The 24367-nt window shown below is 76.3% G+C and carries 22 protein-coding genes and 1 pseudogene; 12 read left to right on the forward strand and 11 right to left on the reverse strand.

Annotated elements, in window-relative coordinates:
- Nucleotides 1-4 precede the first annotated feature (4 nt).
- From lanKC to STTU_RS36280, 4 genes and pseudogenes are all read left to right on the forward strand, one after another.
- Entirely contained in the window at nt 5-2698 is a 2694-nt protein-coding gene (gene lanKC / locus STTU_RS29390; protein WP_007829704.1) for a class III lanthionine synthetase LanKC, read from the forward strand.
- 69 nt (nt 2699-2767) lie between these two features.
- Entirely contained in the window at nt 2768-2899 is a 132-nt protein-coding gene (locus tag STTU_RS29395; protein ID WP_010272359.1) for a SapB/AmfS family lanthipeptide, read from the forward strand.
- A gap of 138 nt (nt 2900-3037) precedes the next feature.
- Complete coding sequence (locus STTU_RS29400) at nt 3038-4780, forward strand: ATP-binding cassette domain-containing protein (protein ID WP_007829706.1); 1743 nt, start codon at nt 3038-3040, stop codon at nt 4778-4780.
- Nucleotides 4781-5676: 896 nt separating this feature from the next.
- Nucleotides 5677-6228, forward strand: a pseudogene (locus STTU_RS36280) (ATP-binding cassette domain-containing protein); the annotation flags it as partial.
- A gap of 276 nt (nt 6229-6504) precedes the next feature.
- Here the strand turns inward: STTU_RS36280 and STTU_RS33615 are convergent.
- The gene (locus STTU_RS33615; RefSeq protein WP_234019335.1) at nt 6505-7125 is read right to left on the reverse strand and encodes a LuxR C-terminal-related transcriptional regulator; all 621 of its coding nucleotides are present in this window, start codon (nt 7123-7125) and stop codon (nt 6505-6507) included.
- A 329-nt stretch (nt 7126-7454) separates the two neighbouring features.
- Here STTU_RS33615 and STTU_RS29410 point away from each other — a divergent pair, with 329 nt between their 5' ends.
- Nucleotides 7455-7964 (forward strand): GNAT family N-acetyltransferase, encoded by a 510-nt coding sequence (locus tag STTU_RS29410; RefSeq protein ID WP_043256685.1) that lies wholly within the window; start codon nt 7455-7457, stop codon nt 7962-7964.
- A 131-nt stretch (nt 7965-8095) separates the two neighbouring features.
- Nucleotides 8096-9757, forward strand: a complete 1662-nt coding sequence (locus tag STTU_RS29415) for an alkaline phosphatase D family protein (protein ID WP_007829716.1) — start codon at nt 8096-8098, stop codon at nt 9755-9757.
- Between the two features lie 71 nt (nt 9758-9828).
- Here STTU_RS29415 and STTU_RS29420 read toward each other — a convergent pair whose 3' ends face one another.
- From STTU_RS29420 to STTU_RS29430, 3 genes are all read right to left on the reverse strand, one after another.
- Nucleotides 9829-10836 carry a zinc-binding dehydrogenase gene (locus STTU_RS29420; RefSeq protein WP_043257842.1) on the reverse strand — a complete coding sequence of 336 codons (1008 nt, stop codon included), beginning with the start codon at nt 10834-10836 and terminating at the stop codon, nt 9829-9831.
- Between the two features lie 92 nt (nt 10837-10928).
- Nucleotides 10929-11582, reverse strand: a complete 654-nt coding sequence (locus STTU_RS29425; protein WP_007829718.1) for a TetR/AcrR family transcriptional regulator — start codon at nt 11580-11582, stop codon at nt 10929-10931.
- 100 nt (nt 11583-11682) lie between these two features.
- A complete protein-coding gene (locus tag STTU_RS29430) occupies nt 11683-12144 on the reverse strand; it encodes a DUF6194 family protein (protein WP_043256686.1) in 462 nt (153 codons plus the stop codon).
- A gap of 41 nt (nt 12145-12185) precedes the next feature.
- Between STTU_RS29430 and STTU_RS29435 the strand changes: the two genes are divergently transcribed.
- Nucleotides 12186-12911, forward strand: coding sequence for a MerR family transcriptional regulator (locus STTU_RS29435; RefSeq protein WP_007829723.1), 726 nt, complete (start codon nt 12186-12188; stop codon nt 12909-12911).
- A gap of 19 nt (nt 12912-12930) precedes the next feature.
- On the opposite strand, the gene STTU_RS29440 is transcribed toward STTU_RS29435, so the two are convergent.
- Both STTU_RS29440 and STTU_RS29445 read right to left on the reverse strand, forming a co-directional pair.
- Nucleotides 12931-14895 carry a sigma-70 family RNA polymerase sigma factor gene (locus STTU_RS29440; RefSeq protein ID WP_043256687.1) on the reverse strand — a complete coding sequence of 655 codons (1965 nt, stop codon included), beginning with the start codon at nt 14893-14895 and terminating at the stop codon, nt 12931-12933.
- Nucleotides 14896-15208: 313 nt separating this feature from the next.
- Nucleotides 15209-15673: a Rid family hydrolase gene (locus tag STTU_RS29445; RefSeq protein ID WP_007829726.1), complete on the reverse strand. Its 465-nt coding sequence runs from the start codon at nt 15671-15673 to the stop codon at nt 15209-15211.
- Between the two features lie 86 nt (nt 15674-15759).
- Here STTU_RS29445 and STTU_RS29450 point away from each other — a divergent pair, with 86 nt between their 5' ends.
- Nucleotides 15760-16278: a MarR family winged helix-turn-helix transcriptional regulator gene (locus tag STTU_RS29450; protein ID WP_007829728.1), complete on the forward strand. Its 519-nt coding sequence runs from the start codon at nt 15760-15762 to the stop codon at nt 16276-16278.
- Nucleotides 16279-16357: 79 nt separating this feature from the next.
- Here the strand turns inward: STTU_RS29450 and STTU_RS29455 are convergent, their stop codons facing one another.
- Nucleotides 16358-16894 (reverse strand): AAA family ATPase, encoded by a 537-nt coding sequence (locus tag STTU_RS29455; RefSeq protein ID WP_007829731.1) that lies wholly within the window; start codon nt 16892-16894, stop codon nt 16358-16360.
- A 310-nt stretch (nt 16895-17204) separates the two neighbouring features.
- Here STTU_RS29455 and STTU_RS29460 point away from each other — a divergent pair, with 310 nt between their 5' ends.
- The gene (locus STTU_RS29460) at nt 17205-17957 is read left to right on the forward strand and encodes a GntR family transcriptional regulator (RefSeq protein WP_007829733.1); all 753 of its coding nucleotides are present in this window, start codon (nt 17205-17207) and stop codon (nt 17955-17957) included.
- Nucleotides 17958-18163: 206 nt separating this feature from the next.
- Here STTU_RS29460 and STTU_RS29465 read toward each other — a convergent pair whose 3' ends face one another.
- From STTU_RS29465 to STTU_RS29475, 3 genes are all read right to left on the reverse strand, one after another.
- Complete coding sequence (locus tag STTU_RS29465) at nt 18164-19318, reverse strand: ROK family transcriptional regulator (protein WP_007829735.1); 1155 nt, start codon at nt 19316-19318, stop codon at nt 18164-18166.
- Nucleotides 19319-19570: 252 nt separating this feature from the next.
- A complete protein-coding gene (locus STTU_RS29470; RefSeq protein ID WP_043256688.1) occupies nt 19571-20230 on the reverse strand; it encodes a response regulator transcription factor in 660 nt (219 codons plus the stop codon).
- Entirely contained in the window at nt 20227-21447 is a 1221-nt protein-coding gene (locus STTU_RS29475; protein ID WP_007829738.1) for a sensor histidine kinase, read from the reverse strand. The genes STTU_RS29470 and STTU_RS29475 overlap by 4 nt, the downstream gene beginning before the upstream one ends.
- Nucleotides 21448-21554: 107 nt before the next feature.
- On the opposite strand from STTU_RS29475, the gene STTU_RS29480 reads away from it, so the two are divergent.
- The 3 genes from STTU_RS29480 to STTU_RS29490 all read left to right on the forward strand — a co-directional run bounded on the left by STTU_RS29480 (nt 21555) and on the right by STTU_RS29490 (nt 23802).
- Complete coding sequence (locus tag STTU_RS29480; RefSeq protein ID WP_007829746.1) at nt 21555-22484, forward strand: ATP-binding cassette domain-containing protein; 930 nt, start codon at nt 21555-21557, stop codon at nt 22482-22484.
- 50 nt (nt 22485-22534) lie between these two features.
- A complete protein-coding gene (locus STTU_RS29485; RefSeq protein WP_007829748.1) occupies nt 22535-23272 on the forward strand; it encodes an ABC transporter permease in 738 nt (245 codons plus the stop codon).
- Between the two features lie 92 nt (nt 23273-23364).
- Nucleotides 23365-23802: a hypothetical protein gene (locus STTU_RS29490; RefSeq protein ID WP_007829750.1), complete on the forward strand. Its 438-nt coding sequence runs from the start codon at nt 23365-23367 to the stop codon at nt 23800-23802.
- A gap of 8 nt (nt 23803-23810) precedes the next feature.
- Here STTU_RS29490 and mug read toward each other — a convergent pair whose 3' ends face one another.
- Complete coding sequence (gene mug, locus STTU_RS29495) at nt 23811-24356, reverse strand: G/U mismatch-specific DNA glycosylase (protein ID WP_007829751.1); 546 nt, start codon at nt 24354-24356, stop codon at nt 23811-23813.
- Nucleotides 24357-24367: the final 11 nt, after the last annotated feature.

Consider the following 24367-nt stretch of genomic DNA (forward strand, 5'->3'; position numbering starts at 1 on the left):
CCGCGTGAACCCCGAGTACGCCGCGTACGCCGCCGCGCATCCTCTCTTCTACGACACGGCGCACCACGCGCGGACCGCCGCCCTGCCGGACGCCGAGGAGTACGCCACCGCGCTCGGCACCGTACCGCCCGGCTGGGAGGAGGCGCGGCGCGGTGACTGGCGCTCGCTGGCCCCGGCCGGTGCGCACGTACCGCCGCAGGGCTGGAAGATCCACGTCTCGGCGAGTCTCGACGCGGCTCCCCGCGTCCTCGCGGCGACGGCCCGGCTCTGCTTCGCCCGCCGCGTCCCCTTCAAGTTCGTGCCCACCCGCACGCTCCTGCTCCTGCGCAACGGGAAGTACGCGGACCGCGCGGGCAGCGGCAAGTTCCTCACCCTCTACCCGCCGGTCCCCGAGGACTTCGAGCCCCTGTGCCGCGACCTCGCCGCCGCGCTCGACGGCGAGCCCGGCCCGTACATCCTCAGCGACCTGCGACTCGGCGAGGGACCCGTGCACGTGCGCTACGGGGCCTTCGCGCCGCGCTTCTGCCCCGGACCCGACGGCCTCCCCGTGCCCGCCATCGCCGACCCGGGCGGCGCTCTCGTCCCCGATCCGCGCGGGCCCGTCTTCGCCGTCCCCGCCTGGGTCACCCCGCCCGCCTTCCTCGCCCCGCACCTCGCGGCACGCTCCGCGGCGGGCGCCGACGGCATCCCGTACGACATCGAGGGCGCGCTGCACTTCTCCAACGGCGGCGGCGTCTACCGCGCCAAGGACCCGCGCACGGACCGCCGCCTCGTCCTCAAGGAGGCGCGCCCCCACGCCGGGCTCGCCGCGGACGGCACCGACGCCGTGGCCCGCCTGACGCACGAGGAGGACGTGCTGCGCGGACTCGCCGGACTGGACTGCGTGCCCGCCGTGCACGAGCACCTGACGGTGGGCGAGCACCGCTTCCTCGTCATGGACTTCGTGCCGGGCACGACGCTCAACACCCTCTTCGCCCGCCGCTTCCCGCTCTCGCGCTCCGCACCCGGCGAGGAGGCGCTCGCCGCACACGCCGCGTGGGCCGAGCGCATGCACCGGCTCGTCACGGACGCCGTCGCGGACATCCACGCGCGCGGAGTGGTCATGGGCGATCTGCACATGAGCAATGTCATGGTGAGCGAGGACGAACAGCGCGTCGTGCTGCTCGACTTCGAGGCCGCCTCCCTCACGTCCGAGGCGGCCCGGCCCACCGTCGCCAACCCCGCCTTCGCCGCGCCCCGGGACCGCACCGGACAGGCCGTGGACACCTACGCCCTCGCCTGCCTGCGCCTTGCCCTCCACCTCCCGCTCACGACGCTCTTCGGCCTGGACCGCGCCCACGCCGCGCGCCTCGCCGACGCGGTCGCGGAGATCTTCCCCGTACCGCGCGCCTCGCTCGACGCCGCCGTACGGGAGATCGAGGGCCCGCCGAACGCGGGACCCGCGGACCCCGAGGCCCCCGCGCCGACGGCCTCGCGCTCCGCCCTCCCCGCACCTCCGGCCCCGGGGTCCCCCGCCCCACGCCCGGAGCCGGTCTCCCTCAGCTCCTGGCCGCGCGCCCGCGACCTGCTCGTCCGCGCGCTGCTCGCCTCGCGCACCCCCGACCGCGCCGACCGCTGCTTCCCCGGCGACATCGCGCAGTTCGCCTCCCCCGCCGGGGGCGCGAGCCTCGGCTACGGCACGGCGGGCGTGCTGCACGCCCTGCATGCGGCGGGCGAGCGCTGTCCCGAGGCCGAGGAGTGGCTGCTCGCGCGGACGAAGGAACCCGCGTCCGGCACCCCCTGCGGCCTCTACGACGGACTCGCCGGGATCGCCTGGACCCTCGACCGCCTCGGCCACACCCAGGAAGCCCTCGACCTCGCCGCGCTCGTCGCCCGGGAACCCCTGCACGCGCTGCCTCCCTCCCTGCACGGCGGACAGGCCGGGATCGCCCTCGTCCTCGACACGCTCGCCGCGCACGCGGACAGCGCGGAAGCGGCACGCCTGCGCGCCGCCGCCGCGCGCTGCGCCGAAGCCGTCGCCCACTCGGTGCGCGAGGCGGCGGCGCGGGAGAAGAGACCGGCGGGCAGCCGGGCCGGGCTGCTCCACGGCGCCTCCGGAGCAGCGCTCCTCCTCGTCCGACGCTACGAGCGGACGGGCGACACCGGACTCCTCGACCTCGCCGCCACCGCGCTGCGCCTGGACCTCGCGCACTGCCGCCCCGGGGAGGACGAGACCCTCCTCGTGGTGGAGGGCAGACGCACCATGCCCTACCTCGGCGGCGGCAGCGCCGGCCTCGCGATGGTCCTCGACGACTACCTCGTCCACCGGCCCGCCGACCCGCTCGCCGCCCACCGCGCACCGCTGCGCCGCGCGGCGACCTCCCGCTTCTACATCCAGCCGGGTCTCTTCCGGGGCGTCGCGGGGCTCATCCTGCACCTCGCCCGCACCCCGGCGGGCGACCCCCTCGGGCGGCGCCGCGTCATCGAGCACCACCGCGCCCTCCTCGCCCACCAGGCCCTGCCCCACGCGGACGGCCTCGCCTTCCCCGGCGAACAGCTCCTTCGGCTCTCGATGGACCTCGCCACCGGGACGGCGGGCTGCCTGCTCGCCCTCGGCAGCGCGTACGGACCGGACCCCGCCCGGTTCACGCTGCCCTTCCTGCCGCCACCGCGGCCCACAGACGGCCCCCACCCGGGGGCCGGAGCCACCATCAGGTGATCACTCCACCGGCCGGACGGCGGACCGCTCCTCGCTGTCGCCCGGCCCCGTTCCGAAAGGAACCGTGCCATGGCACTGCTCGACCTTCAGGTGATGGAGACCCCCGAGGAAGAGGGCTTCCAGGACATCGCCACCGGCAGCCAGGTGAGCCTCCTCATCTGCGAGTACAGCTCCCTGAGCGTCACCCTCTGCACCCCGTGACGCAGCCCCGCCCGGAGTGAGGCACGGGGCACCGGCCGCCAGGCGGCCGGTGCCCCGTCGCCGTACCGCGCCGCGCACCCCCTGGGGGAACTCCGCCCGCCTTCCCGCGCGCCGCCCGCCGTCCAGGAGGGACCCCGCGTGTCACCCATCCGCCCGGAGAAACGGACACCCCGGCCGCTCACCGCGCTCGCGCTCACGCCCCGCGCCCCCGCTCCCCTCGCCGTCCTGCTCTGCTCCCTCGGCGCGGCGCTCGCCGCCCTCGCGCTGCCCGCGCTGCTCGGCTCGACACTGTCGCGGCTCGTCGCCGGGGGCCCCGTGCCGTGGACCGGCATCCGGCTCTGCCTCGTGCTCACCGCCGCGGAGGTCCTGCTCGACGCCGCCGTGGCCGCGCTCGGCGGTGCCGCGAGCGCCGGCCGCACCGCCCGCCTGCGCGGCCTCCTCCTGGGCCGGGTCCTCGCCGCCGCGCCCGACGACCGGGACCTGCCGCGCCCCGGTGACCTCGCGACCCGCCTCACCGCGAACACCGCCGAGGCCGCGACCGTGCCCGTCACCCTCGCGACCGCCGTCCCCGCGGTCCTGCTGCCGCTCGGCGGCCTCGCGGGCGTCCTCCTCACCGATCTGTGGACCGGTCTGGCCCTCCTCGCCGGATTCCCCGCCGTCGCCGTGCTGCTGCGGGTCTTCACGACCGGGACCGCCGAGGCGGGCGCCCGTTACCAGCACACGCAGGCCGTTCTCGCCTCCCGCCTCACCGAGGTCCTGGAGGGCGCCGAGACGGTGCGCGCCGCGGGCACCGCGCGCCGCGAGTTCGCCCGCGTCACCGCGCCCCTCGCCGAACTCGCCGCGCACGGGCGCACGACCTGGCTCCTGTACGGGCGGGCCGCGGGGCGCGCGGGGGTCCTGCTGCCGCTGCTCACCGTCCTCGTCCTCGCGGTGGCCGGGCTGCGGCTGGCCGCCGGGGCCCTCGACGTCGGCGCGCTCGTCGCGGTCACCCGCTACACGGCCCTCGCCGTGGGCATCGGCACGGTCACCGGCGCTCTCGGCGCGCTCGCGCGGGGCCGCGCCGCCGCCGGACGGCTCACGCCGTTGCTCGCCCTCTGCGCCCCGCCCTCGGGGAGCGCGCCGCTCCCGCCCGGCGGCGGGGCGCTCACCCTGCGCGGCGTGGGGCTGCGCCGCGAGGGCGCCGACGTGCTGTGCGGCATCGATCTCGACGTCGTCGCGGGCGAGTACCTCGCGGTCGTGGGGCGCTCGGGCGCGGGCAAGTCCCACCTGGTGGCCGTCGCCGGGGGCCTCGTCGTCCCGAGCGCCGGACGCGTGCTCCTCGACGGCGCCGACCTGCGCGACCTCGACCCCGGGGCGCTGCGCCGCGCCGCCGTCTACGCCTTCGAACGGCCCGTGCTCTTCGGCGACACGATCGGCGACGCCCTCGCCTTCGGCGCCGCGCGCGCGGACGGCGCCACGGTGCGCGCCGGGGCGCAAGGCGCCGCGGCGCACGCTTTCGTGCGGGCCCTGCCCGAGGGCTACGCGACCCCTGTCGACGCCGCTCCGCTCAGCGGAGGCGAACACCAACGCCTCGGCCTCGCCCGCGCCTTCGCCCACCCGGGCCGCCTCCTCGTCCTGGACGACGCCACCTCGGCACTCGACACGCTGACCGAGCGGGAGGTCCACCGGCACGTGGCCCGCCTGCCCGTCACGCGTCTGCACGTCACGCACCGCCCCGCCGTCGCGGCCCGCGCCGACCGCGTCCTGTGGCTCGACGCCGGACGGGTCCGCGGCTGCGGCCCGCACGCCGAGCTGTGGCAGGACGCCGCCTACCGCGAGGTCTTCACGGGGGGATCGGCCGCGCGGCCCGCCGGCGCGGACCAGGGCGGACTCGCGTGCTGAGCGGGGAGGGCCCGTGGGCCCGTGTCGGCCGCGCCGCGCGTCCCTACCTGAGGGAACGCCGCCGGGACCTCCTCCGCCTCGCGGGCTGGTCGCTCGTCGAGTCCGCCCAGACCTTCGCGAGCGGGTACGCCCTCGCCCGCGCGCTCGACGCCGGGTTCCTCGCCGGGCACACGGGGACGGGACTCGCGTGGCTCGGGGGCGCGGCGCTCGCCGCCCTCCCGGCGGGGCCCGCGCAGAGCGGCGTCTTCCGCGGGCTCGCCGCACTCGTGGAGCCGCTGCGCGACGGGCTCGTGCGCCGCGCGGTCGCCGGGGCCCTCGGCGCCGCGCTGCGCGGAGAGCTGCCCGAGCGGGCCCGTACCGCGGCCGTCTCGCGCGTCACCCATCAGAGCGAGATCGCCAGGGACGGCTGGGCCGGACTCGTGCTGTCGCTGCGGTCCTTCGTCTTCACGACGGCCGGGGCACTCGCCGGACTCGCCGCGCTCGCCCCGCCGTTGCTCCTCGTCCTGCTCCCGCCCCTCGTCCTCGGGCTCGTGCTCTTCCTCCTCACCCTCGTGCCGACCGCGTCACGGCAGCGTGCCCTCCTGGGCGCGGACGAGGAGTACGCGGCGCTCGCCGGGCACGCCGCCTCCGGCCTGCGCGACCTCGCGGCGACCGGTGGAAGCGCCCTCGTCGCCGCGCACGCCGCGCGCGTCGCCGCCCGCCAGGCGGACGCCGCACGGTCCCTCGCGCGGTGGTCGGCGGTACGCGTCCTCGCGCTCGCGCTCGCCGGCCGCGTACCCCCCCTGCTGCTCCTCGTGGCGGCGCCCTGGCTGCTGCGCCGCGGCCTCACCCCGGGGGAACTCGTCGGGGCGCTCGCGTACCTCTCGCAAGCGCTGCTCCCCGCGCTCCAGTCGCTCATGACCGCGCTCGGCACCGCCGGAGGACGCCTCCTCGTCGTCCTCGACCGCTTCGCGGTCCCGCCCCCGCCGCTGCCCGCCGCACCGCGCCGCCCCACTGCCCCCACCCCGGCCCCCCGGGGACCCCTCCTCGCGCTGCGCGGGGTCTCGTACGCGTACGGGCCGGGGGCGCGCCCGGTGCTCGACCGCCTCGACCTCGTCCTCGACCCCGGGGAACGGCTCGCCGTCATCGGCCCGAGCGGAGCGGGCAAGTCGACGCTCGCCGCGCTCCTCGCGGGGGTCCGCGCCCCCACGGACGGCCAAGTCCTCTGGCACGGGCGCCCACCCGGCGACACCGATCCCGGGCTCTTCCGCACCCTCGCCCCGCAGCAGGCGTACCTCCCCGCGGGCACGCTCCGCGAGGCCGTCGCCTACCTGCGCCCGGACGCCGACGAGGCGGCACTCGCGGCAGCGGCACGGGCGATCGGTCTCGAAGCGGTCCTGGCGGCCGTCGGGGGCTGGGACGCGCCGGTCAGGCCGGACCGGCTCTCGCCCGCGGAGCGCCAGCTCGTCGCGCTCGCCCGCGCCTGGCTCTCGCCCGCCCCGCTCCTCGTGCTCGACGAGGCCACGAGCCACCTGGACCCGCACGCCGAACTGCGCGCCGAGCGCGCGCTCGCCGCCAGGCCCGCCACGACACTCGTACTCGTCGCGCACCGCCCCGCGACCGCAGCGCGCGCCACCAGGGTGCTGCTGCTCGACGGGGCCCGCACCGACTGCGGCACGCCGGGCGAACTGGCCGCGCGCTCCGCCCTCTTCCGTGAGCTGACGGGAGCCTTCGCGCCCCCCGCCTCACAGCCAGCCGGCCTCCTTGGCCAGCCGGATGGCGTCCAGCCGGTTGCGCGCGCCGGTCTTGCGGATCGCGGCCGCGAGGTAGTTGCGGACGGTGCCGGCCGCGAGGTGCAGGCCCCCCGCTATCCCGGCCACCGACTCGCCCTCGGCGGCGAGCCCGAGGACGCTTAGCTCCCGGTCCGACAGCGGAGATTCGGCCACCCGGAGCAGACCGAAGGCCAGCGTCTCGTCCAGGTGCCGCCCCCCGGCGGCGACCTTGCGCACCACGGCGGCGAGGTCCCCGGTCTCGCCGTACTTGTCCACGTACCCGCCCGCGCCCGCGTGGAAGGCGCGGCGCAGGTCCCCGGGCCGCTCGCCCTTCGTCAGGATGACGAGCGAGCCCGCGTCCTCCGCCGCGCGGCCGGAGCGAAGGGCCTCTATCTCCGTGAGCAGTCCCAGGGAACCCGGACAGTCGAGGTCGAGGACGTAGACGTCGGGAGGACACGTCCCGGCCGCGCGTCCCACCTCGCCGGGGCCCGCCGTCTCCACGTGCAGATCCGTGCCGGCCGTCAGCAGGGCCCGCAGCGCGACCCGCCAGAGCGGGATCTCGTGCACCAGCAATATGTTCGTGCGAAGCGGCACCCGGAACTCCCCTGGCTTCGTGTGACCGGGGCGGCTCCCGCCCGGTACCGATCAGTTCACCGGAGCGGGTGCCCCCGCGTGCGCGATAGCCACGCATTGGCCGGAACGTAGCGAGGCGAGCGCGGCGCGCGAGGGCGCGAAGCGCGCGCCCCGTGCGCCCCCTGGGGTTCCGAGGGAGCGAGGGGGTTCGGGTGTTGCGGTGGTGAGGGGGCGCGGGGGCAGGAGGGCTCGGGTGCGTAACGGCGAGGGGGCGCGCGTTGTGCGACGAGGAGGAAGGACCGTCCGGGCCGGGCCACTTGGGGGCGGGCCGTGCCGCTAGCGTGCGGGGCATGATGCCCCTCCCGCCGCTCGCCGTGCCCGCGACCGCCACCGCCCCGGCCCTTCGCCTGCGCCCCTGGAGTACCGCCGACCTGAAGGAACTGGCCGACGTCTTCCCTCTCCCCGGCGCGCCGGGGGAGTGGCTGGCCGCCGAGACGCGCGGCCGTGCCGCGGGGGAGCGCCAGGGCTTCGCGATACGCGCGCAGACGGCGGGGGCGGCGCCGCGCCTGGTCGGCCACCTCGTGCTCAAGACCCCCGCCGCGGGCCCCGGCGAGGTCGGCTACTGGACGGCCGGGGCCGCGCGGGGCACGGGAGTGGCGACCCGGGCGCTGCGCGCGCTGACCACGCACGTCCGCGACGAGACCGACCTGTGCGAGCTGCGCCTGCTCCACCAGGAGGACAACACCGCCTCGTGCCGCGTCGCGGAGAAGAGCGGGTACGTCTTCAGCCGCGTCCTGCCCGCGTTCCCGCCCGCCTTTCCGCGCGACGGGCACCTGCACGTACGGCACCTGACGGGCTGACACCCTCGCCGCGCGCTCGCCCTCCGGGAGAAGTTCACCCTCCGTTCCCCCGCACGCCCCGGCGCCCGTGGGGGCAGTGGCGGGCACACTGCGGCCGGTACCGACAGGCCGCCCCCGAGGAGGAGCAAGCGATGAGCGATGCCGTCCGCCCGAACGACGCGTCCGGAGTCCCCGTCTCCGGTGGGCCCGCGTCCCCGGAGGGCCCGGCGTCCCGCGGCCCCGCCCGCAGGTCGCTGCTCGCCGGAGGCGCCCTCGCGACCGCCGGGCTCGCCGTGCCCGCCTTCGCCGCGGGGAGCGCGCGGGCGGCGGGCCGCGCGCCCGCGCGTGCCTGGTCCGGGCGGCCCGCCGCCGACTGGGGCGTGCAGGCCGGGGACGTCGGCGAGCGCTCCGGGGTGATCTGGGCCCGTAGCGACCGCCCCGCCGTGATGACCGTCGAGACCGCGGCGACCGAGTCCTTCCGCGGCGCCCGCCGCTGGCGCGGCCCGCTCCTGACCCCCGGCACCGACTTCACCGGCACCACGGCCCTGCACGGCCTGCCGCCGGGCGAGCAGATCCACTACCGCGTCACGCTCACCGACCCCGACGACCCCCGCCGCGCCTCGCGGCCCCTCACCGGGACCTTCCGTACCGTCCCCGCGCGCCGCTCGGCGGGCGTGCGCTTCCTGTGGTCGGGCGACATCGCGGGCCAGGGCTGGGGCATCAACCCCGACCGGGGCGGCTGGCGCGTCTACGAGGAGATGGCGCGCCTGGACCCGGACTTCTTCCTGTGCAGCGGCGACACGATCTACGCGGACGGGCCGATCCAGCCGAGCGTGACGCTCCCGGACGGCACGGTGTGGCGCAACCTCACGACCGAGGCGAAGTCCGCCGTCGCGCAGAGCCTCGACGAGTACCGGGGCGCGTTCCGCTACAACCTCCTCGACGCGCACCTGCGCCGCTTCAACGCCCAGGTCCCGCAGATCACCCAGTGGGACGACCACGAGGTGCGCAACAACTGGTACCCGGGCCAGATCCTCGACGACCCGCTCTACACCGAGAAGCGGATCGACGTCCTCGCCGCCCGCGCCCGCCGGGCCTTCTCCGAGTACTTCCCGATCGGCACGCTCCCTCCGGGCGACCCCGACGGACGCGTGCACCGGGTCCTGCGCCACGGCCCGCTGCTCGACGTCTTCGTCCTCGACATGCGCACCTACCGCGACCCCAACTCCCGAAACCGCCAGGTCGACGACCCGCAGGGCATCCTCGGCGCGCACCAACTGAGTTGGCTCAAGCGCGAGTTGTCGCGCTCCCGGGCTGTGTGGAAGATCATCGCGGCGGACATGCCGCTCGGCCTCGTCGTCGCGGACGGCGCCACGGACTTCGAGGCCGTCGCCCAGGGCGACCCCGGGGCCCCGCTCGGCCGCGAACTCCAGATCGCCGAACTCCTGCGCCACATCAAGCACGCCCGCGTCACGGGCACGCTGTGGCTCACGGCGGACGTGCACTACACCTCGGCGCAGCACTACGCGCCCGAGCGGGCCGCCTTCAAGGACTTCGCGCCGTTCTGGGAGTTCGTCTCGGGGCCGCTCTCGGCGGGCGGCTTCCCGAGCGTCCCGCTCGACGGCACCTTCGGCCCCCGCCAGACCTTCCTCAAGGCGCCCACGCGCGCCAATGTCTCCCCGGCCGAACTCCCGCCCAACTACGGCGAGGTGAGCATCGACGGGCACTCGGGCGAGCTGACGGTCCGGCTCCGCGAGGAGGGCGGCCGGGTGCTGTACACGCGGGTGCTGAGGCCGGGGCTCGTCGGTCAGTAGGCACAAGGGGGCCCGGTGCGTGCCGTCCTCCACGCACCGGGACCCGCGTCACGCCCGAAGCGCGGCGGACGTCACGGCTTGAGGACGAGCCGCACGGGGGCCGGGCCGCCCGTCTTGCGCAGCAGGCGGTCGACGGCCTTCGGGGCCTCGCTCAGCGGCAGGACCTCGCTGATCGAGCGCGCGAAGTCGAGACGGCCGAGCGCGGCGAGCCGCACGAGCTGGTCGACGTGGACGTCCGAGGAGCCGTAGTGGCCGAGGATCTGCTGCTGGAAGTAGCTGAAGGCCGTGCCGTCGGGGATCGTCAGGGGCTTGTTGGTGAGACCCACGAGGACGAGACGGCCGCCCGGCGCGAGGCACGTGATGGCCTGCTCGCGCACGGCGGGGACACCCGCGAAGTCGAAGGCGGCGGCGAGACCGGCGCCGCGCGTCGCGGTGCGGATCCTCTGCCGCAGCTCGGGGTCGGCCGCGTCGAGCGCGAGGTCCGCGCCGAAGGCGAGCGCCCGCTCGCGGGCCTCGGGCGAGGGGTCCACGGCGATGACGGGGGCCGCGCCGATCGCGCGCAGCAACTGGACGCCGTGCGCGCCGAGGCCGCCGACACCCCACACGCCCACCGGCTGCGCGGGGCGCACGTCGCCGGTCGTCGTGATCGCGGCCCACGGGGTGGAGACCGCGTCGGGGATGATCGCCGCCTCCTCGAAGGAGACGTTGTCGGGGATCGCGAGCAACGTCCCGGCGGTGGCCACGGTGTACTCGGCCCAGCCGCCGTCGTAGTCGACCCCGCGCGTCCACACGGCGCCGTCGCGGTGCTCACCGGCCTGGAGGAGCACGCGCTGCCCCGGCTCCCAGCCGGTCACGCCCGCGCCGGGCTTCGCGACGGTCCCGGAGACCTCGTGCCCGAGCGTGACCTCGTCGCCCGGGAGGTAGAGCGGCGTGAGCGTGCCGTCGACGAGGTGCGCGTCCGAGAGGCAGACACCCGCCGCCTCGACCTTGACGAGCACCTCCCCGGCGGCGGGCTCGGGGGTGGGCACCTCCTTGACGGCGAGGGTGCGGGAAGGGATGTGAAGTCGTCCGGCGAGCATGCCGATCACCTGTCCTGACGTGCGGAAAGCGGGGGAGATCCAGGGGGGTCTGGGTGCGGTGGTTTCCGGGAGCCGGTCCCGGGGTTCCGGAACTAGGGCTCCGGTACGGGGCCGAGCGCGGCCAGTGCCCCGGTGAGCGCGCCCACGGCGCTCTCGACCAGCGGGCTCCGCAGCTCCTCGGGGCAGCCGGCCTCCCACCAGCGCAGACAGGCGTTGTCCACGTAGGCGAGGTAGCCGTCCACGACGAGGCGCACGGCGGGGTCCTCGGCGTCGAGGCCGAGGCGCGTCGTCACGCGCTCGTGGAAGACGGCCCTGCCCCGGTCGCGCTCGGCGAGCGCCTCGGGCGGCACGGAGCCGGGGGCGCGCAGGAGCGTGGCCCAGCCGTTGGCGCCCTCGGCGATGAAGCCGAGGTAGACGCGCAGGCTCGCGCGCAGCCGGGCCCAACCGTCCGGCTCCGGGCCGGGGTCCGCGTCGCATGCCGCGTCCCGCGCGAGCAGTTCGCGCAGCCCGTCGGTGACCATCGCGGCGTACAGCGCCGGCTTGCTGCCGAAGTAGCGGTGCGCGAGGGCCTCCGAGGCCCCCGCGGCGTGCGCGATCTCGGCGACCGAGACCTCGGTGTACGCCCGGGTGCGGAAGGCGGCGTGGGCCGCTTCGAGCAGCGCGGCCCGGCGCTCGTCCGCGCCGAGCCGACGCCGTACCGGCCGGACGGTACGGTCCGGGTCCGGAGTGTTCTCCTTGGCGTTCATACGACCACCGTACCTCTTAGTGAGTCGGACTCAATAAGGGGCGGGTGTGACCCCGCTCTCCTGGTACGGGCGGTTTCGCGGCGGCCGGGTGAGGCGTCGGCTAGCGCGGTCCGGCGCGGCGCTCGTGCCGGGCGCGTGCCGCTTCGTGAGCCGTGCGGAGGAGCCCGAGGAGAGTGTCCGTGGTGCGCGGGCCGGGGTTCACGACGCTGAGCCAGCCCTGCGCCCCGTAGAGCGGGTGCGGGAAGAAGACGTCGGTGGCGGCGGGGTCGGCGGCGGGGTCGGCGGTGTCGCCGGGAGCGTGACGGCGCGTCGCGAGGCGGCCCGCGCGCACGTTGACGCGGTGGCGCCCGGGGGCGTCGAGGCGCGAGGAGCTGTCGCCCGGGTAGTCCTTGGTGATGACCGTGCCGTAGGGCTGGGTGCGGGCGGGGACGTGGCCGTCCGGCGCGTGGAAGAAGAAGGCGTCGCCGTGGGCGAGCGGCGGGAAGCCGCTGTCGGGGCCCGCGACGACCACGAGGGCGCCGTCGAGGCGGCGCACGGCCGCGAGGATGTGCTCGATACTCATGGTTCGAGCATGACCTTCGAGTGCTTCTGTGGGGTTCACCGATGAAGGACGCGGCGCCGCTGCGCACCGCCGAGCTGGTCCGCCGCTCCGGCTACTCGTTCCAGCAGGTCCGTGACCTGGAACGACTCGGTGTGCTGCCGCCCGCGCCGCGCGCCGCGAACGGCTACCGCGAGTGGTCCGAGGTCCACATCCACGCCCTGCGCGCTTACCGGAATCTCGCCCACGCCCTCGGCCCCGTCGCGGCCCGCCGTCTCCTCACCGAGGCCCGCACCGCGCCGTGCGCCGAGGCTGCGGCGGCCGTCGGCGCGGCGCACGCGGATCTCGCCCGCGCCCGCGGGGAGACGCTGCGCGCCCTGGAAGCGGTCCGTGCCCTCCGCGCGGAGGGCACGGACCCCGACGACGACGCCATGACGATCACCCAGCTCGCCGCCGCCCTCGGCGTGCGCCCCTCCACGCTCCGCTTCTGGGAACAGGAGGGACTGCTCACCCCCGACCGCGTCACCTCCCACGGCGCCCGCCGCTACGCCCAGCCCGCGATCCGGGCCGCCCGCGTCGTCGCCGTCCTGCGCGCCGCCGGCCACGGCATCCCGCGCGTGCGTGCACTCCTCGCGGCGCTGGACCGCTTCGACGGGGCCGAGGAGGCCGCCCGCCTCCTGTCGGCCCGCCTCGACCACCTGGGCACGCGCATGCTGGCACTGCTGCGGGCGGGATCGGACGTGGCGGAGGTGGTGACACGGGCGCACGAGGAGACGGGTCCGCCCGCCTGAGAGCGCGCGCGCCGCCCCCTCACCTGGCCGTGCGGAACGCCTGCCCGGCCTCTGTCCAGGAGCCGTCCGGGCGGTAGAGGCCGGTGTTCGCCTCCCCGGCGGCGGAGGGGAGCCCGAACCAGGCGTAGCGCTGGAGCCAGGGCAAGGTGTCGAGCATCCTCGTCGCGGAGGAGAGGAACGCCGCCTGCTCGGCCGGGGCGGGAAAGCGGACGCCCTGCGAGAAGTCCGTGAGCGCGAACTCGGTGAGCCACACCGGCTTCCCGTACCTGCGGTGCACCGCCTCCAGGTACGTCCGCAGCTGCTGGACCGCCGCCTCGGTGCGGAAGTCGCCCCCGTACCAGTGCACGGCGACGAAGTCGACGCGGTAGCCGCGCTCCCGCGCCCCCGTCATGAAGCGGTCGAGCCAGCCCCCGGGGGTGTCCCCGCCGTAGGCGACGGCCGGGCTGCCGAGGACCTTGCCGTGCGCCATGAGCTTGGGCCACAGGTCGAGGGCCCGCTCGACGGACAGGTTCGCCTGCCCGCCCATGTCCGGCTCGTTGAAGCCGAGCAGGTAGGGGCCGTTGGCGCGCGCCGTCGCGAGGGTCGCGTCGTCGGTGTTCTTCTCGCCCCAGATCATCGGGACGAAGCCGGGCGCGCCCGAGTCCACGATCCCGCGCGGACTCGCCGACCACGTGTAGTACCAGCGCGCCCCCGAGGCGGCGAGCCCCTGCTCGTCGCCGGGCGCGTCCCACACCCCGACGCCCTTGCGCGCCGAGGCCACGACCGCGGTCCCGGGGGCGCGGGAGGGCGCGGCCTGTCGCACCGGCGCCGGGCTCTTCTTCGTGGTGGCACGGGGCGAGGGGGAGGGCTTCGCCGAGTGGGACGGGCTCGGGGAGGGGCTGGGCGAAGTGGTCGACGGCACGGGGGTGTCGGGCGCGGAGCGTGGCGCGGTGGCGGCGCGGACCGACTCGCCGGCGGGCTCCTCGCCGACGCCGAGGAGGAACGGTGTCGCGACGGCGGCGGCCACGGCCGCCGCGGCGGCGCCGATCCCGACCGGGCCGTGGAAGAGCCGCGCCGCCGTGCGCGGGCCCCGGTGCGCACCGCCCCGCCGGGGGGAGGGCGGAGCGGTGCGCGGGCCCGCCGTCGGGGCGGCGGGGGAGGGGTGGCCGGTGGGGGTGTGCGGCGGCGCGGAGGTGCTCCCCGCTCCGTACCCGAGCAGGTGCGGCGCGTGCGCGGCGGGCAGCGGGAGCAGGGGCAGACCGGCGAGAAGCCGTTCCATCGGCAGGAGCCGCCCGCCGTCGCCGCAGCGCGCGCAGCTGCGCACGTGCCGCGCGATCCGCTTGCGCCACAGCGGCGAGGGCGTCCCGTCCCAGCCGCCGCGGAGCCCGTCGAGTTCCGCGCACTCTCCGCGCCGCGCGAGCGCGTGCACGACGGTGCGGGCGGTCTCCACCTGCTCCTTCATGCGCTGCACCCGGACCGCCGCGTGGCGCCGCGAGACGCCGAGCGCCTCGGCGAGTTCGGCACGCTCCAGCTCGCCGGTCTCCTCCAGCCACCACAGCGCGAGCAGCGCGCGGTCGTCGCCGTCGAGCCAGCGGGTCGCCTCGGCGATCTCCCTGCGCTGGTCGGTGAGCCCGAGCCGCAGCACGGTCAGGCCCACGAAATCGGCGGCGGGATCGGGCACGTCGGCGGCACTCTCCCAGTCGGCGAGGTGCTGCCCGGCCGCGCGCAGGGCCCGCTCCCGGTCGCGTATGCGCCGTACCGCGATCGCCATGAGCCAGGAGCGGTAGGCGTGTTCGTCCCGGAGCTGGGGCAGCGCGCGCACGACGCGGAGCAGCGTCTCCTGCACGACGTCGTCGACGTCGCTGTGCCCGTTGAGCGCGCGGCCCACGACGTTGTAGACGAGGGGCAGGCTCTCGGCGAGCAGCCGGTCGAGCGCCGCCGCGTCCCCGGCCCTGGCGGCACGCACTGTCCCGGCCCCGGGCCCGCTGTGACCGGTCTCCCGCATCTGGCTGCTCCTTCACGCGCTGTACCCAAGCCTGGGCGGCACTCCGGCCGTGCCGCCCCGACTGGGAGACGGAGCGCCGGGCCCCGGGACAACGGAAAAGACCCGGGAGAAGGAAAATCCCGTACTCCGCCCGGAAAAGCCAGCGCGCGGACGGCACGGGTGCCGGGCCGGGCGCCGCGGAGTGGCGGTCCGGTGGTGCGGGGGCTTGGCCCAGGGGCCCAGGGGCCCAGGGGCCCAGGGGCCCAGGGGCCCAGGGGTGGGGCGGGGGGGGGGGGGGGGGGGGGGGCGGCTCGTCCGCGTCAGGTCCCGTACATCATTCCTCGCGCCGCACGAGCGCCGTCACGCGGATCTCCACGCGCATCCCCGGGGCGCCCAGGGCCGATACGCCGAGCTGCGTCCAGATCGGCGCGCGCTCGCCCATCCGGGCCCGGAACTGCTCGACCATGACCCGGTTGTGCTCGACGCCGATCGAGTCCGCGGCCGTGGGGACGTGGAACGAGTCGACGGCGATGACGTCGCGCCAGTCGGCGCCCGCCTCGGCGAGGGTACGGGCGACGTTGTCGAAGGCGCGGACGATCTCGTCCTCCAGCGACTCGGGGAAGGCGAAGGCGTCGTCCCAGCCGCCCTGGCCCGAGATGTCGACGCGGTCCCCGACCCGCACCGCCTGGCTGTACCGCAGCTCGCGCAGCAGATTCGGGCCGTAGCCGGGGGTGACGAAGAACTCCGGCGCGGGGCTCGCGAACGGGGGCGTGGCGTCGGCCGTGGTGTCGGCAGGCATGGGACTCTTCCTCTCGATCGGTTCACGCGTGAAGTGAAACTAGCACGAGGAAAGTTCACGTGTGAAGTAAAGACCTGCTTGCTACGATGACCGGCATGACCAGCCGACCGCTCCCGGACGAGGGTGAGGAGCCCGCCGAGGAGCCGCGTTGGCTGTCGGCCGACGAGAAGGAGGCGTGGACGGGGCTCATCTCCCTCATCCTGCTGCTGCCGGGCCGCCTGGAGGCGCCGCTGCAGCGCGCGGCCGGGCTCACGCTCTTCGAGTACCTGACCCTCAGCCACATCTCTGAATCACCGGGCCGCCGCCTGCGGATGAGTGAGCTCGCCTACCTCACGAGCGGATCCCTCTCGCGCCTCTCCAATGTCGTCAAGCGCTTCGAGCAGCGCGGCTGGGTCGAGCGCCACCCCGACCCCGACGACGGCCGCATCACGATCGCCGCCCTCACGGAGGAGGGCTTCGCCCGGGTCGTCGCGGCGGCCCCCACCCACCTCCGTTCGGTGCGCGCCCTCGTCCTCGACCCGCTCGGCCCCGCCGACCGGCGCGCCCTGGCCCGGATCTCCGCCAAGCTGCGCACCCGGCCCTCCGACCTCGGCGCCGCGAACTGACCGGTGGGGCCCGCTCGCCCGGCGGAGGGCGTGGGGTGGTCCCCCGCGCGGTGGAGGGCCTGGACTCGCGCCGGGACGGCTAGGGCGAAGCGGGTCCTCCTTCGCGCCGGGCCGCCGCGAGGCCCGAGTACCGGAACACCAGGTCCGCCGCCTCCGCCGTCCCGCACGCGGCCGGGATCACCGTCTCGACGCCGCCGGGGAGCAGGTCGCGCGGCAGGTACCAGCTCCGCAGGTCCGCCTCCGTGACGACGCCCGCGATCGCCTTGCCCGCGTGGCGGCGGAGCGTCTCGTCGAAGGGCACGTCCAGGTAGTAACTCGCCTTCGGGCCGGGGTGCTCCGCGAGGAGGGCGGTCAGCATGGCGCCGTAGCGGGCGCTCGCCATGATGCCCTCGACGACGACGTGGAAGCCGTGCGCGAGAGCGTGCCGCGCGGTGAGCGCGATGAGATCGATGTTCGCCCCGCCCGGCACGTCCCGCTCCCGCAGCACCTCCCGGCGCAGCACGTCCTGCGCCACGAGCGCGAGTCCCCTCCCGTACCGCTCCCGCAGCCCCGCGGCGAGCGTGCTCTTCCCGCTCGCGCTGTTGCCCCGCACCGTCACGAGGACCGGTTCCGTCATCGCCCCACCTCCTGGCGAGCAGCCTCTCAGACGGGCGAACTCCCGCTCTCCTGTGGCGCGAAAACCCCCGGAACGAGCGATTCACGAACACCTGATGAACCCTTTGCCGGGATCTGACCGCTCCATGGGAGAGCCGTCGATGATTGGTCTTGACCAAGGGTGGGGGCGGGCCTACTCTCGCCAGAGTCGGATAGTGCAACAACCTTTAATAAAGAAGTCCGCGTAAAGCTCCCGGCCCGCGAGGCGCGCGCCGGGCGCGGTACCGGGTACGGCACACGGCACGAGGCACACGGCGAAGGCGGAGGACAGGGTGGGGACCAGGCTGCACACGGTGCCGGAGCCGAAGTACCGGCATCTCAAGACGGTCATCGGCGAAGCGCTCGATCACGAGTTCACCGTGGGCGAGGTGCTGCCCAACGAGCGTGAACTCGCCGCCCGTTTCGGCGTGGCCCGCGCCACGCTCCGCCAGGCGCTCGAACAACTGGAGCTGGAGGGCCGCCTCCAGCGCCGCCGGGGCGTCGGCACGACGGTCGCCCCGCCGCGCGTCGGCGTCGAGGTCGGCAGCAGCCGCGAGAACTGGCCGGGCGCCCCGTGCGACCCCTGGCAGGCCCGCGACGCGCACCGCGCCGTACCGCCCGCCGCCGTCGCCGAGCTGCTCGGTACCGGTGAGGAACCCGTGCACGTCCTCACCCGCGTCCGCCTCGACGAGGCCCTGCCCGTCGCGACCGAACTCCTCTACGTCCCCGCCGCCTCCGTGCCCGGACTCAGCGCCATCGACGCCCCCGGCGGCACCGCGCGCGCCCGCGCCGTCCTGCGCGAACTGGGCCACCTCGACCCCGAGGGCGAGGACCGCGCCGTGGAACTCGGCTCGGCCGGGGCCGAGGACGCCCGCCGCCTGGACCGCCTCCCGGGCTCGCCCGTCCTCCTCGTCACGACCCGTTTCCTCGCCGAGGGCGGCACCGCCGCCGTCTCCGTCGCGACCTATCGCGCGGACACCTGCCGCCTCACCTTCGGCGCCGACGGCGCGGGCGTCGAGATCGCCCCGGCCCGCCGCGCCTCCTGACACGAGGCACCGTCACGGCGGCAGCACGCCCCAGCACGCCCGCACGGGCACGGGGCCGCGCACACCCGAGCGCGGCCCCGTACCCGTACCGCCGCGCCGCCCGGCCGCTCAGGACCGAGCGTGGCCCCGTACCCGTTCCAACGCGACGCCAGGCCGCGCACACCCGAGCGTGGCCCCGTACCCGTACCACCGCGCCGCCCGGCCGCTCAGGACCGCGCCGACACCGTGCTCTCCACGGCGAACAGCTCCTTCTCCACGTGGTCGAGCGCGAGCCGCAGCGCCCCCGTCCTGATCGCCGCCTCCCCGAGCCCGGACAGCTCCACGCGCGGGGTGCGCAGACAGTACTTCTCCAACTGCTGCCGCAGCGGCTCCAGTACGCCGTCGAGCCCCGCCGCCCAGCCGCCGATCACGACGAGTTCGGGATCGAGCGCGAGCACGAGCGCCGCGACGTCGTGCACGAGCCGTGCGAGGAAGCGGTCCACGGCCGCGCGCGCCTGGTCGTCGCCCTCGCGGGCGAGCGCGAACACCTCGGTCACGGCCCGCTCGTCGAGCGGGTGCAGCGGGCGGCCCGTCGTCGAGAGCAGCGTCTCGGGCGTCGCCTCCTGACCCAGCAGGTGCAGCGCGCCGATCTCCCCGGCGGCCCCGCCGAAACCCCGGTGCAGCCGCCCCCCGATGAGCGAGCCGGCGCCCGGACTCAGCCCCGCGAGGACCACGACGACGTCGTCGCTGCCGCGCGCGACACCCTGCCAGTGCTCGGCGAGCGCGGCGGCGTTCGCGTCGTTCTCGACGAGCACGGGACAGCGGAACGAACGCCGCAGCCGCTCCCCGAGCCTGAGCCCCGTCCACTGCGGCAGCGCGGTCCCCAGGCGGATCGTGCCGTCCGCCTCGACGATCCCCGGGCTCCCGACCCCCACGGCGCGCAGCGAGTCCCGGGCGACGCCCGTGCGCCGCAGCAACTCGCCGACCGTCGCGCGCAGCCGCTCGATCCGGTCGTCGGCGCCCGCCGACTCCTCGACCTCGCGCGCGGCCGTGCCCAGTTCGCGGCCCTCCAGGTCGGAGACGGTCGCCGCGACGCGGTGCGGGCCGATCTCCAGGCCCAGCAGGTGCCCCGCTTCGGCGCGGAAGCGGTACAGGCGGGCCGGGCGGCCCTGCTTGCGCGCGCCCGCGTCCGCGGCCGTCTCGACGACGAGCCCGGCGGCGGTCAGATCGTCCACCGAGCCCTCGACGGTGGGCCGCGACAGCCCCGTCAGGCGCGCGATCTCGGTGAGCGTGCGGGGCCGGCCGCCGCGCAGCGTGTCGAGGACCACGGCGGAGTTGATCCGCCGCAGCAGAGAGGGATCACCACCGGTCAGCCGCCCCACGTCCCCGTCCTTCCCGCTCGCACCCTGTGTGGCCGGATCGTACAAGGCGGAGCGCCGCTCGGGGGCGGGGGAGTCGGGACCGTACGGGCCTTGTGACCTGGGGGGAGGAGCAGGTCCGTACCAGGGTCGCGAAGGTACGGACCAATGCGGGGTCACTTGTCCGGAACCGCCTGCCGGGCCCACCTTTCGGTCGGCTCCCCGCCCGCCTCCCGCACCGGCCCGCCTGTCCGCCTCCCGCACCGGCCCGCCCCGTCACTCCTCCGCCTCCGTACTCCCCGGCGCCACGAACCCCGAGTCGTACGCGAGGACGACCGCCTGTGTGCGGTCCCGCGCCCCGAGCTTCGCGAGAACCGCGCTGACGTGGGTCTTCACCGTCTCCGCGCCCACCACGAGCCGTGCGGCGATCTCCGCGTTCGACAGGCCGCGCGCCATGAGCCGCAGGACCTCGCCCTCACGCCCCGTGAGCCCGGGGAACGGTGCGGGGGCGCGCCCGCCGTGCTGGTCCGCGAGGCGCCGTACCGCGGCGGGGAAGAGCAGCGAGTCCCCGGCGGCGACGACCCGCACCGCGTGCACGATCTCCGCCGGGCGGGCCCGCTTGAGCAGGAAGCCGTCCGCGCCCGCCCGGAGCGCGTCGTACACGTACGCGTCGTTCTCGAACGTCGTCACGACGAGGATCTTCGGCAGCGGCCCCGCCATCGCGAGCACCGCGCGCGTCGCCCCGATCCCGTCCATGAGCGGCATCCGCACGTCCATCGCCACGACGTCGGGGCGCAGCGCGCGCACGAGCGGCACGACCGCCGCGCCGTCCCCCGCCTCCCCGCACACCTCCAGGTCGGGCTGCGCCTCCAGCACGGCCCGCAGTCCCGCCCGGACGAGCGGTTCGTCGTCGACGAGGAGCACCCGCAGCGTCATCGCGCGGCCTCCCCGAGCGGCAGCCGCACACGGACGTGCCACGCGCCGCCCTCCGCGCCCGCGGTCGCCGTGCCGCCGAGGACGCCCGCGCGTTCGCGCAGCCCGCGGATGCCGGTGCCGCCGCCGGGGAACGGCGGGGCGTCGGCGGGCAGCGGGTTGCCGAAGTCCAGTGTCAGGACGCCCTCTTCGACGCGGAACAGGACATCGACGCGGACCGGGCCCGCGTGCCGCAGCACGTTCGTCAGGGCCTCCTGCGTCATGCGGTACGCCTCGCGCGAGACGGGGCCCGGCACGGCGTCGAGGGCGCCCTCGACCCGTACCGCCACCTCGGCGCCCGCACCCCGCGCCGAGGCGAACAGGCGCTCCGACTGGTCGAGTCCGGGCCTGCCGCGCGCCGCGCTCTCCGGCTCGCGCAGCACCCCGAGCACCCGCTCCAGGTCCTCCAGCGCCGCCCGCCCCGTCTCCTCGATCGCCCCGAGCGCCCGCTCCGTGAACGCCGCGTCCCCCGCGGCGCGCGCCGCGCCCGCCTGGAGCACGGCCACCGTGAGCGCGTGCCCGATGGAGTCGTGCAACTCGCGTGCCAGACGCGTCCGTTCGAGGAGTTCCTCGGTGCGGGCCTCCAGCGCCGCGACGCGTTCGGCGCGCGAGGGCCCGAGCAGGGGCACGGCGAGCCGCGCCATGAGCGCCCCGGCGCCCACGACCACGCCGTACAGCGCGAGCAGCGGGAGCGGCGACAGCCACGCCCACCAGTCCCGCGCCGGGGGGAGGAAGCGGAGCGCCGACGGCACACCGCCGCCCCAGGAGACTTCCGTCAGCGTCGGCAGCCACACGCACAGCATCGACACACCCAGGCCGAGGACGAGCCGCACCTCCAGCCACACCACGAGCCGCAGCCGGTCCCCCCACCCCGCCGAGGCCCGCTCGCCCACGTGCCCGGCCCCCTCGCCGCGTACGAAGAGCAGCCGCGCCTGCACGCCCTCCACCGTCCGCATCGCCGGCACGAGCCCGGCCGCGAGCAGGAACAGGGCCGTCGCCACCATCGCCGAGGGGAAGCCACCCGTGACGAAGATGAGCACCGCGGGCACGGCGTTCACGATCACGAGGTGCAGCAGCCGCGTGTACGTGACGGAGCGGGCGAGCGGTCGCGCGGCGGCGGCCGGCGTGCGGGCGGGATGGGCCGGGCGCCGGGGCGGGGCGAGGACGGCGGTCGCGTTCACCCCGCCATCATCGCCCGCGCGCTCCCGCCGCGGCTCCCCCGTGCGGGGGAGACGGTCCCCCTCGACGGGGGAGGCGGGGGCGGGGGTCCGGCCGCGAGGCTCGGGGCATGACAGCGATCGACGTACGCCAACTCACCAAGGAGTACGGCGGGAGCCGCGTCCTGGACGGCCTCACCTTCTCCCTCGCCCCCGGGCAGGTCACCGGCTTCCTCGGCCCCAACGGCTCCGGCAAGTCCACGACCCTGCGGCTCCTGCTCGGCCTCGCCCGCCCCTCCTCCGGCACCGCCCTCGTCGCGGGCCGCCCCTACGCCGCTCTCACCGCCCCGCTCCGCCGCGTCGGCGCCCTCCTCGACGCCGACGCCGCCCACCCCCGCCGCTCCGCCCGCGACCACCTGCGGGTCCTCGCGGCGAGCAACGACATCCCCGCCGCCCGCGTCGACGCGGTGCTCGACCGGGTCGGCCTCACCGACGTCGCGGGGCGCCGCACCGGCACGTACTCGCTCGGTATGCGCCAGCGCCTCGGCATCGCCGCCGCGCTCCTCGGCGACCCCGACGTGCTCGTCCTCGACGAGCCCGCCAACGGACTCGACCCCGAGGGCATGCTCTGGCTGCGCGGACTCCTGCGCGACCACGCCGCCGCGGGCGGCACCGCGCTCGTCTCCAGCCACCTCATGCACGAGACCGCGCGGTACGCCGACCGCCTCCTCGTCATCGGCGGCGGCCTGCTCCTCGCCGACCAGCCGCTCGACGCCTTCCTCGCCGACCGCACCGCCCGCGTCGTGCGCTTCCGCAGCACCGACGGCGAATGCCTCGCCGAGGCGCTGCGCGTGCGGGGCCACCAGGTGGTGCCGGGCGAGGAAGGGGCGTGGAGCGTGCCGGGCGCGCGGCCCGAGGAGGTCGGCGCGATCGCCGCGGCGGAAGGACTCGGGGTCCTCGAACTGCGGGCGGAGGAAGCCGGTCTGGAGGACGCCTACCTCGCGCTCACCGAAGGCACGGGAGCGCACCGGGGGCGGCAGGGCCCGCCCGCCGAGGGCTGAGCCGTGCCCGCCCGCCCCGACCCCGTACCCCCACCACCCAGGAGACCCGCATGACGACCCCGACCGCCTTCTCCCCGTTCGGCGCCGCCGTGCGCGCCGAACGGCTGCGCACCCGCACGCTGCGTTCGCTGCGCCTCGGGCTCGCCCTCGTCCCCCTGCTCACCGCGGCGGTGGCCTTCCTCCCCGCCGGTTCCGGCGGCGGCGACGGCCTCTACGACGCCTTCTTCGGTGTCATGTTCGGCCAGCTCACCGCGCTCGCCTTCGGCACTCTCGTCGTGACGGGCCAGCTCGCGGGCGACGGCGGGGCCCACGTGCTCCTCGCCGTGCCCCGGCGCGGCCGTGCCTACGCCGCGCGGACGCTCACCACGGGGACCCACCTGTTCCTCGCCGGTCTCCTCGCGGGCATCCTCACGAGCGTCTGCGCGCGCCTCGCGACGGGCGATGCCGCCGTCGGCCCGGGGAACGCCACGGCCTGGCGCGCCGTCATCGGCTGCGCCCTCTACCTCACGCTCGTCGGTCTCCTCGCGAGCGGCGTCGCGACGTGGCTGCGACACGGCGTCGCGACGCTCTCGCTCACCCTCGCGGTGCTCTTCGTCCTGCCGTTCGTCGTCGGCGACTCGGCCGGCGGAGTCGCCCGCTTCCTGCCCGCGACGGCCGGACAGCTCGTGCTGCGGGCCCACCCGTCGGACGGACCGCTCGGCCCGTGGACGGGGCTCGGGGTCCTCGCCCTGTGGACGCTGCTCGCGCTCGGCGCGGGGTGGCGGCGGCTGAGCGGGCGCGACGTCTGAGGAGGACGCGCGGAGGCGCGTGGGCCCCCGCGTACGGGAGGTGCGGGGGCCCGCCGTACGAGGGTGTACGGCCGCCCGGTTTACTGGAACGCATGAGCGGCACGGCCCAGCACCTCGACACCATCGAGTCCCTGTGCGCCTTGCCGTTCCCGGAAACGAACTCACCCCTGGGGTACGAGAGTTCGGGACCGCGCCATCACCTCGTGACCCTGCTCCTCGCCCCGACGGGGAGTGAGGGCGAGGCCGCCCACACGGTGTTCGAAGACCAGTTCGATTCTGAACGCGAGGCGCTCTCACTCCTCCTGACGGTGCGGGGCTGGGGCCCGCCCGACCGTTTCGCCCTCGCGGGCGCCGCGCTGCGCGCCGGGGACGCACCGCTCCCCGCCCCGTGGGACCACCTCGTCCACACGGTCCCCGACCTCCACCTGTGGCGCCGCGCCGGCCGCTGGACGGGAATCGGCACGGCCCACCACGGTCCCGGCCTCCCACTCGCCCTCATCGCCTTCACGACGACGGAGGACCCTCCCTGAGGGTCCCGTCACGCGTTCTCCGCCGCCTCCCGCAGCCGCCCGAACTCCTCCGCCATCGCCGCGAGCGACCAGTGCGCGTTGAGCCCGCTCGGATTGGGCAGCGCCCACACCCGCGCCCCGCCCACGCGCTCCTCCTGCGGCCCGATCACGGCCTTCGGCGCGTCGAACGCCGCACGGTACGCGGTGATCCCGACGACGGCGAGCCACGCGGGCCGCAGCCGCGCCACCTTCGCGGCGAGCGCCGCACCGCCCGCACGGAACTCCTCCGCGCTCAGCTCCCCGGCCCGCGCCGTCGCCCGCTCGACGACATTGCTGATCCCGAGCCCGTACGACAGCAACTCGCCCTGCTCGTCGGGGCGCAGGCGGCGCGGCGTGAACCCCGAGAGGTGCAGCGCGGGCCAGAAGCGGTTGCCCGGACGGGCGAAGTGGTGGCCGCTCGCGGCCGACAGGAGGCCGGGGTTGATGCCGCAGAACAGCACGCGGAGCCCCGGGGCCACGACGTCGGGGAGCAGCTTGCCCCGCGCCGCCTCCAGCTCCTCGGGCGTGAAACGCACCGCGCTCACCG

This window comes from Streptomyces sp. Tu6071 (assembly GCF_000213055.1).
In the GTDB taxonomy this organism is placed as follows: Bacteria; Actinomycetota; Actinomycetes; order Streptomycetales; family Streptomycetaceae; genus Streptomyces; species Streptomyces evansiae.

What these genes read in the sequence shown, in the direction of transcription:
- STTU_RS29395 (WP_010272359.1), top strand. Translation starts at nt 2,768, where the DNA reads ATGGCACTGCTCGACCTTCAGGTGATGGAGACCCCCGAGGAAGAGGGC.
- STTU_RS29410 (WP_043256685.1), top strand. Translation starts at nt 7,455, where the DNA reads ATGATGCCCCTCCCGCCGCTCGCCGTGCCCGCGACCGCCACCGCCCCG.
- STTU_RS29415 (WP_007829716.1), top strand. Translation starts at nt 8,096, where the DNA reads ATGAGCGATGCCGTCCGCCCGAACGACGCGTCCGGAGTCCCCGTCTCC.
- STTU_RS29420 (WP_043257842.1), bottom strand. Translation starts at nt 10,836, where the DNA reads ATGCTCGCCGGACGACTTCACATCCCTTCCCGCACCCTCGCCGTCAAG.
- STTU_RS29425 (WP_007829718.1), bottom strand. Translation starts at nt 11,582, where the DNA reads ATGAACGCCAAGGAGAACACTCCGGACCCGGACCGTACCGTCCGGCCG.
- STTU_RS29430 (WP_043256686.1), bottom strand. Translation starts at nt 12,144, where the DNA reads ATGAGTATCGAGCACATCCTCGCGGCCGTGCGCCGCCTCGACGGCGCC.
- STTU_RS29435 (WP_007829723.1), top strand. Translation starts at nt 12,186, where the DNA reads ATGAAGGACGCGGCGCCGCTGCGCACCGCCGAGCTGGTCCGCCGCTCC.
- STTU_RS29440 (WP_043256687.1), bottom strand. Translation starts at nt 14,895, where the DNA reads ATGCGGGAGACCGGTCACAGCGGGCCCGGGGCCGGGACAGTGCGTGCC.
- STTU_RS29445 (WP_007829726.1), bottom strand. Translation starts at nt 15,673, where the DNA reads ATGCCTGCCGACACCACGGCCGACGCCACGCCCCCGTTCGCGAGCCCC.
- STTU_RS29450 (WP_007829728.1), top strand. Translation starts at nt 15,760, where the DNA reads ATGACCGGCATGACCAGCCGACCGCTCCCGGACGAGGGTGAGGAGCCC.
- STTU_RS29455 (WP_007829731.1), bottom strand. Translation starts at nt 16,894, where the DNA reads ATGACGGAACCGGTCCTCGTGACGGTGCGGGGCAACAGCGCGAGCGGG.
- STTU_RS29470 (WP_043256688.1), bottom strand. Translation starts at nt 20,230, where the DNA reads ATGACGCTGCGGGTGCTCCTCGTCGACGACGAACCGCTCGTCCGGGCG.
- STTU_RS29480 (WP_007829746.1), top strand. Translation starts at nt 21,555, where the DNA reads ATGACAGCGATCGACGTACGCCAACTCACCAAGGAGTACGGCGGGAGC.
- STTU_RS29485 (WP_007829748.1), top strand. Translation starts at nt 22,535, where the DNA reads ATGACGACCCCGACCGCCTTCTCCCCGTTCGGCGCCGCCGTGCGCGCC.
- STTU_RS29490 (WP_007829750.1), top strand. Translation starts at nt 23,365, where the DNA reads ATGAGCGGCACGGCCCAGCACCTCGACACCATCGAGTCCCTGTGCGCC.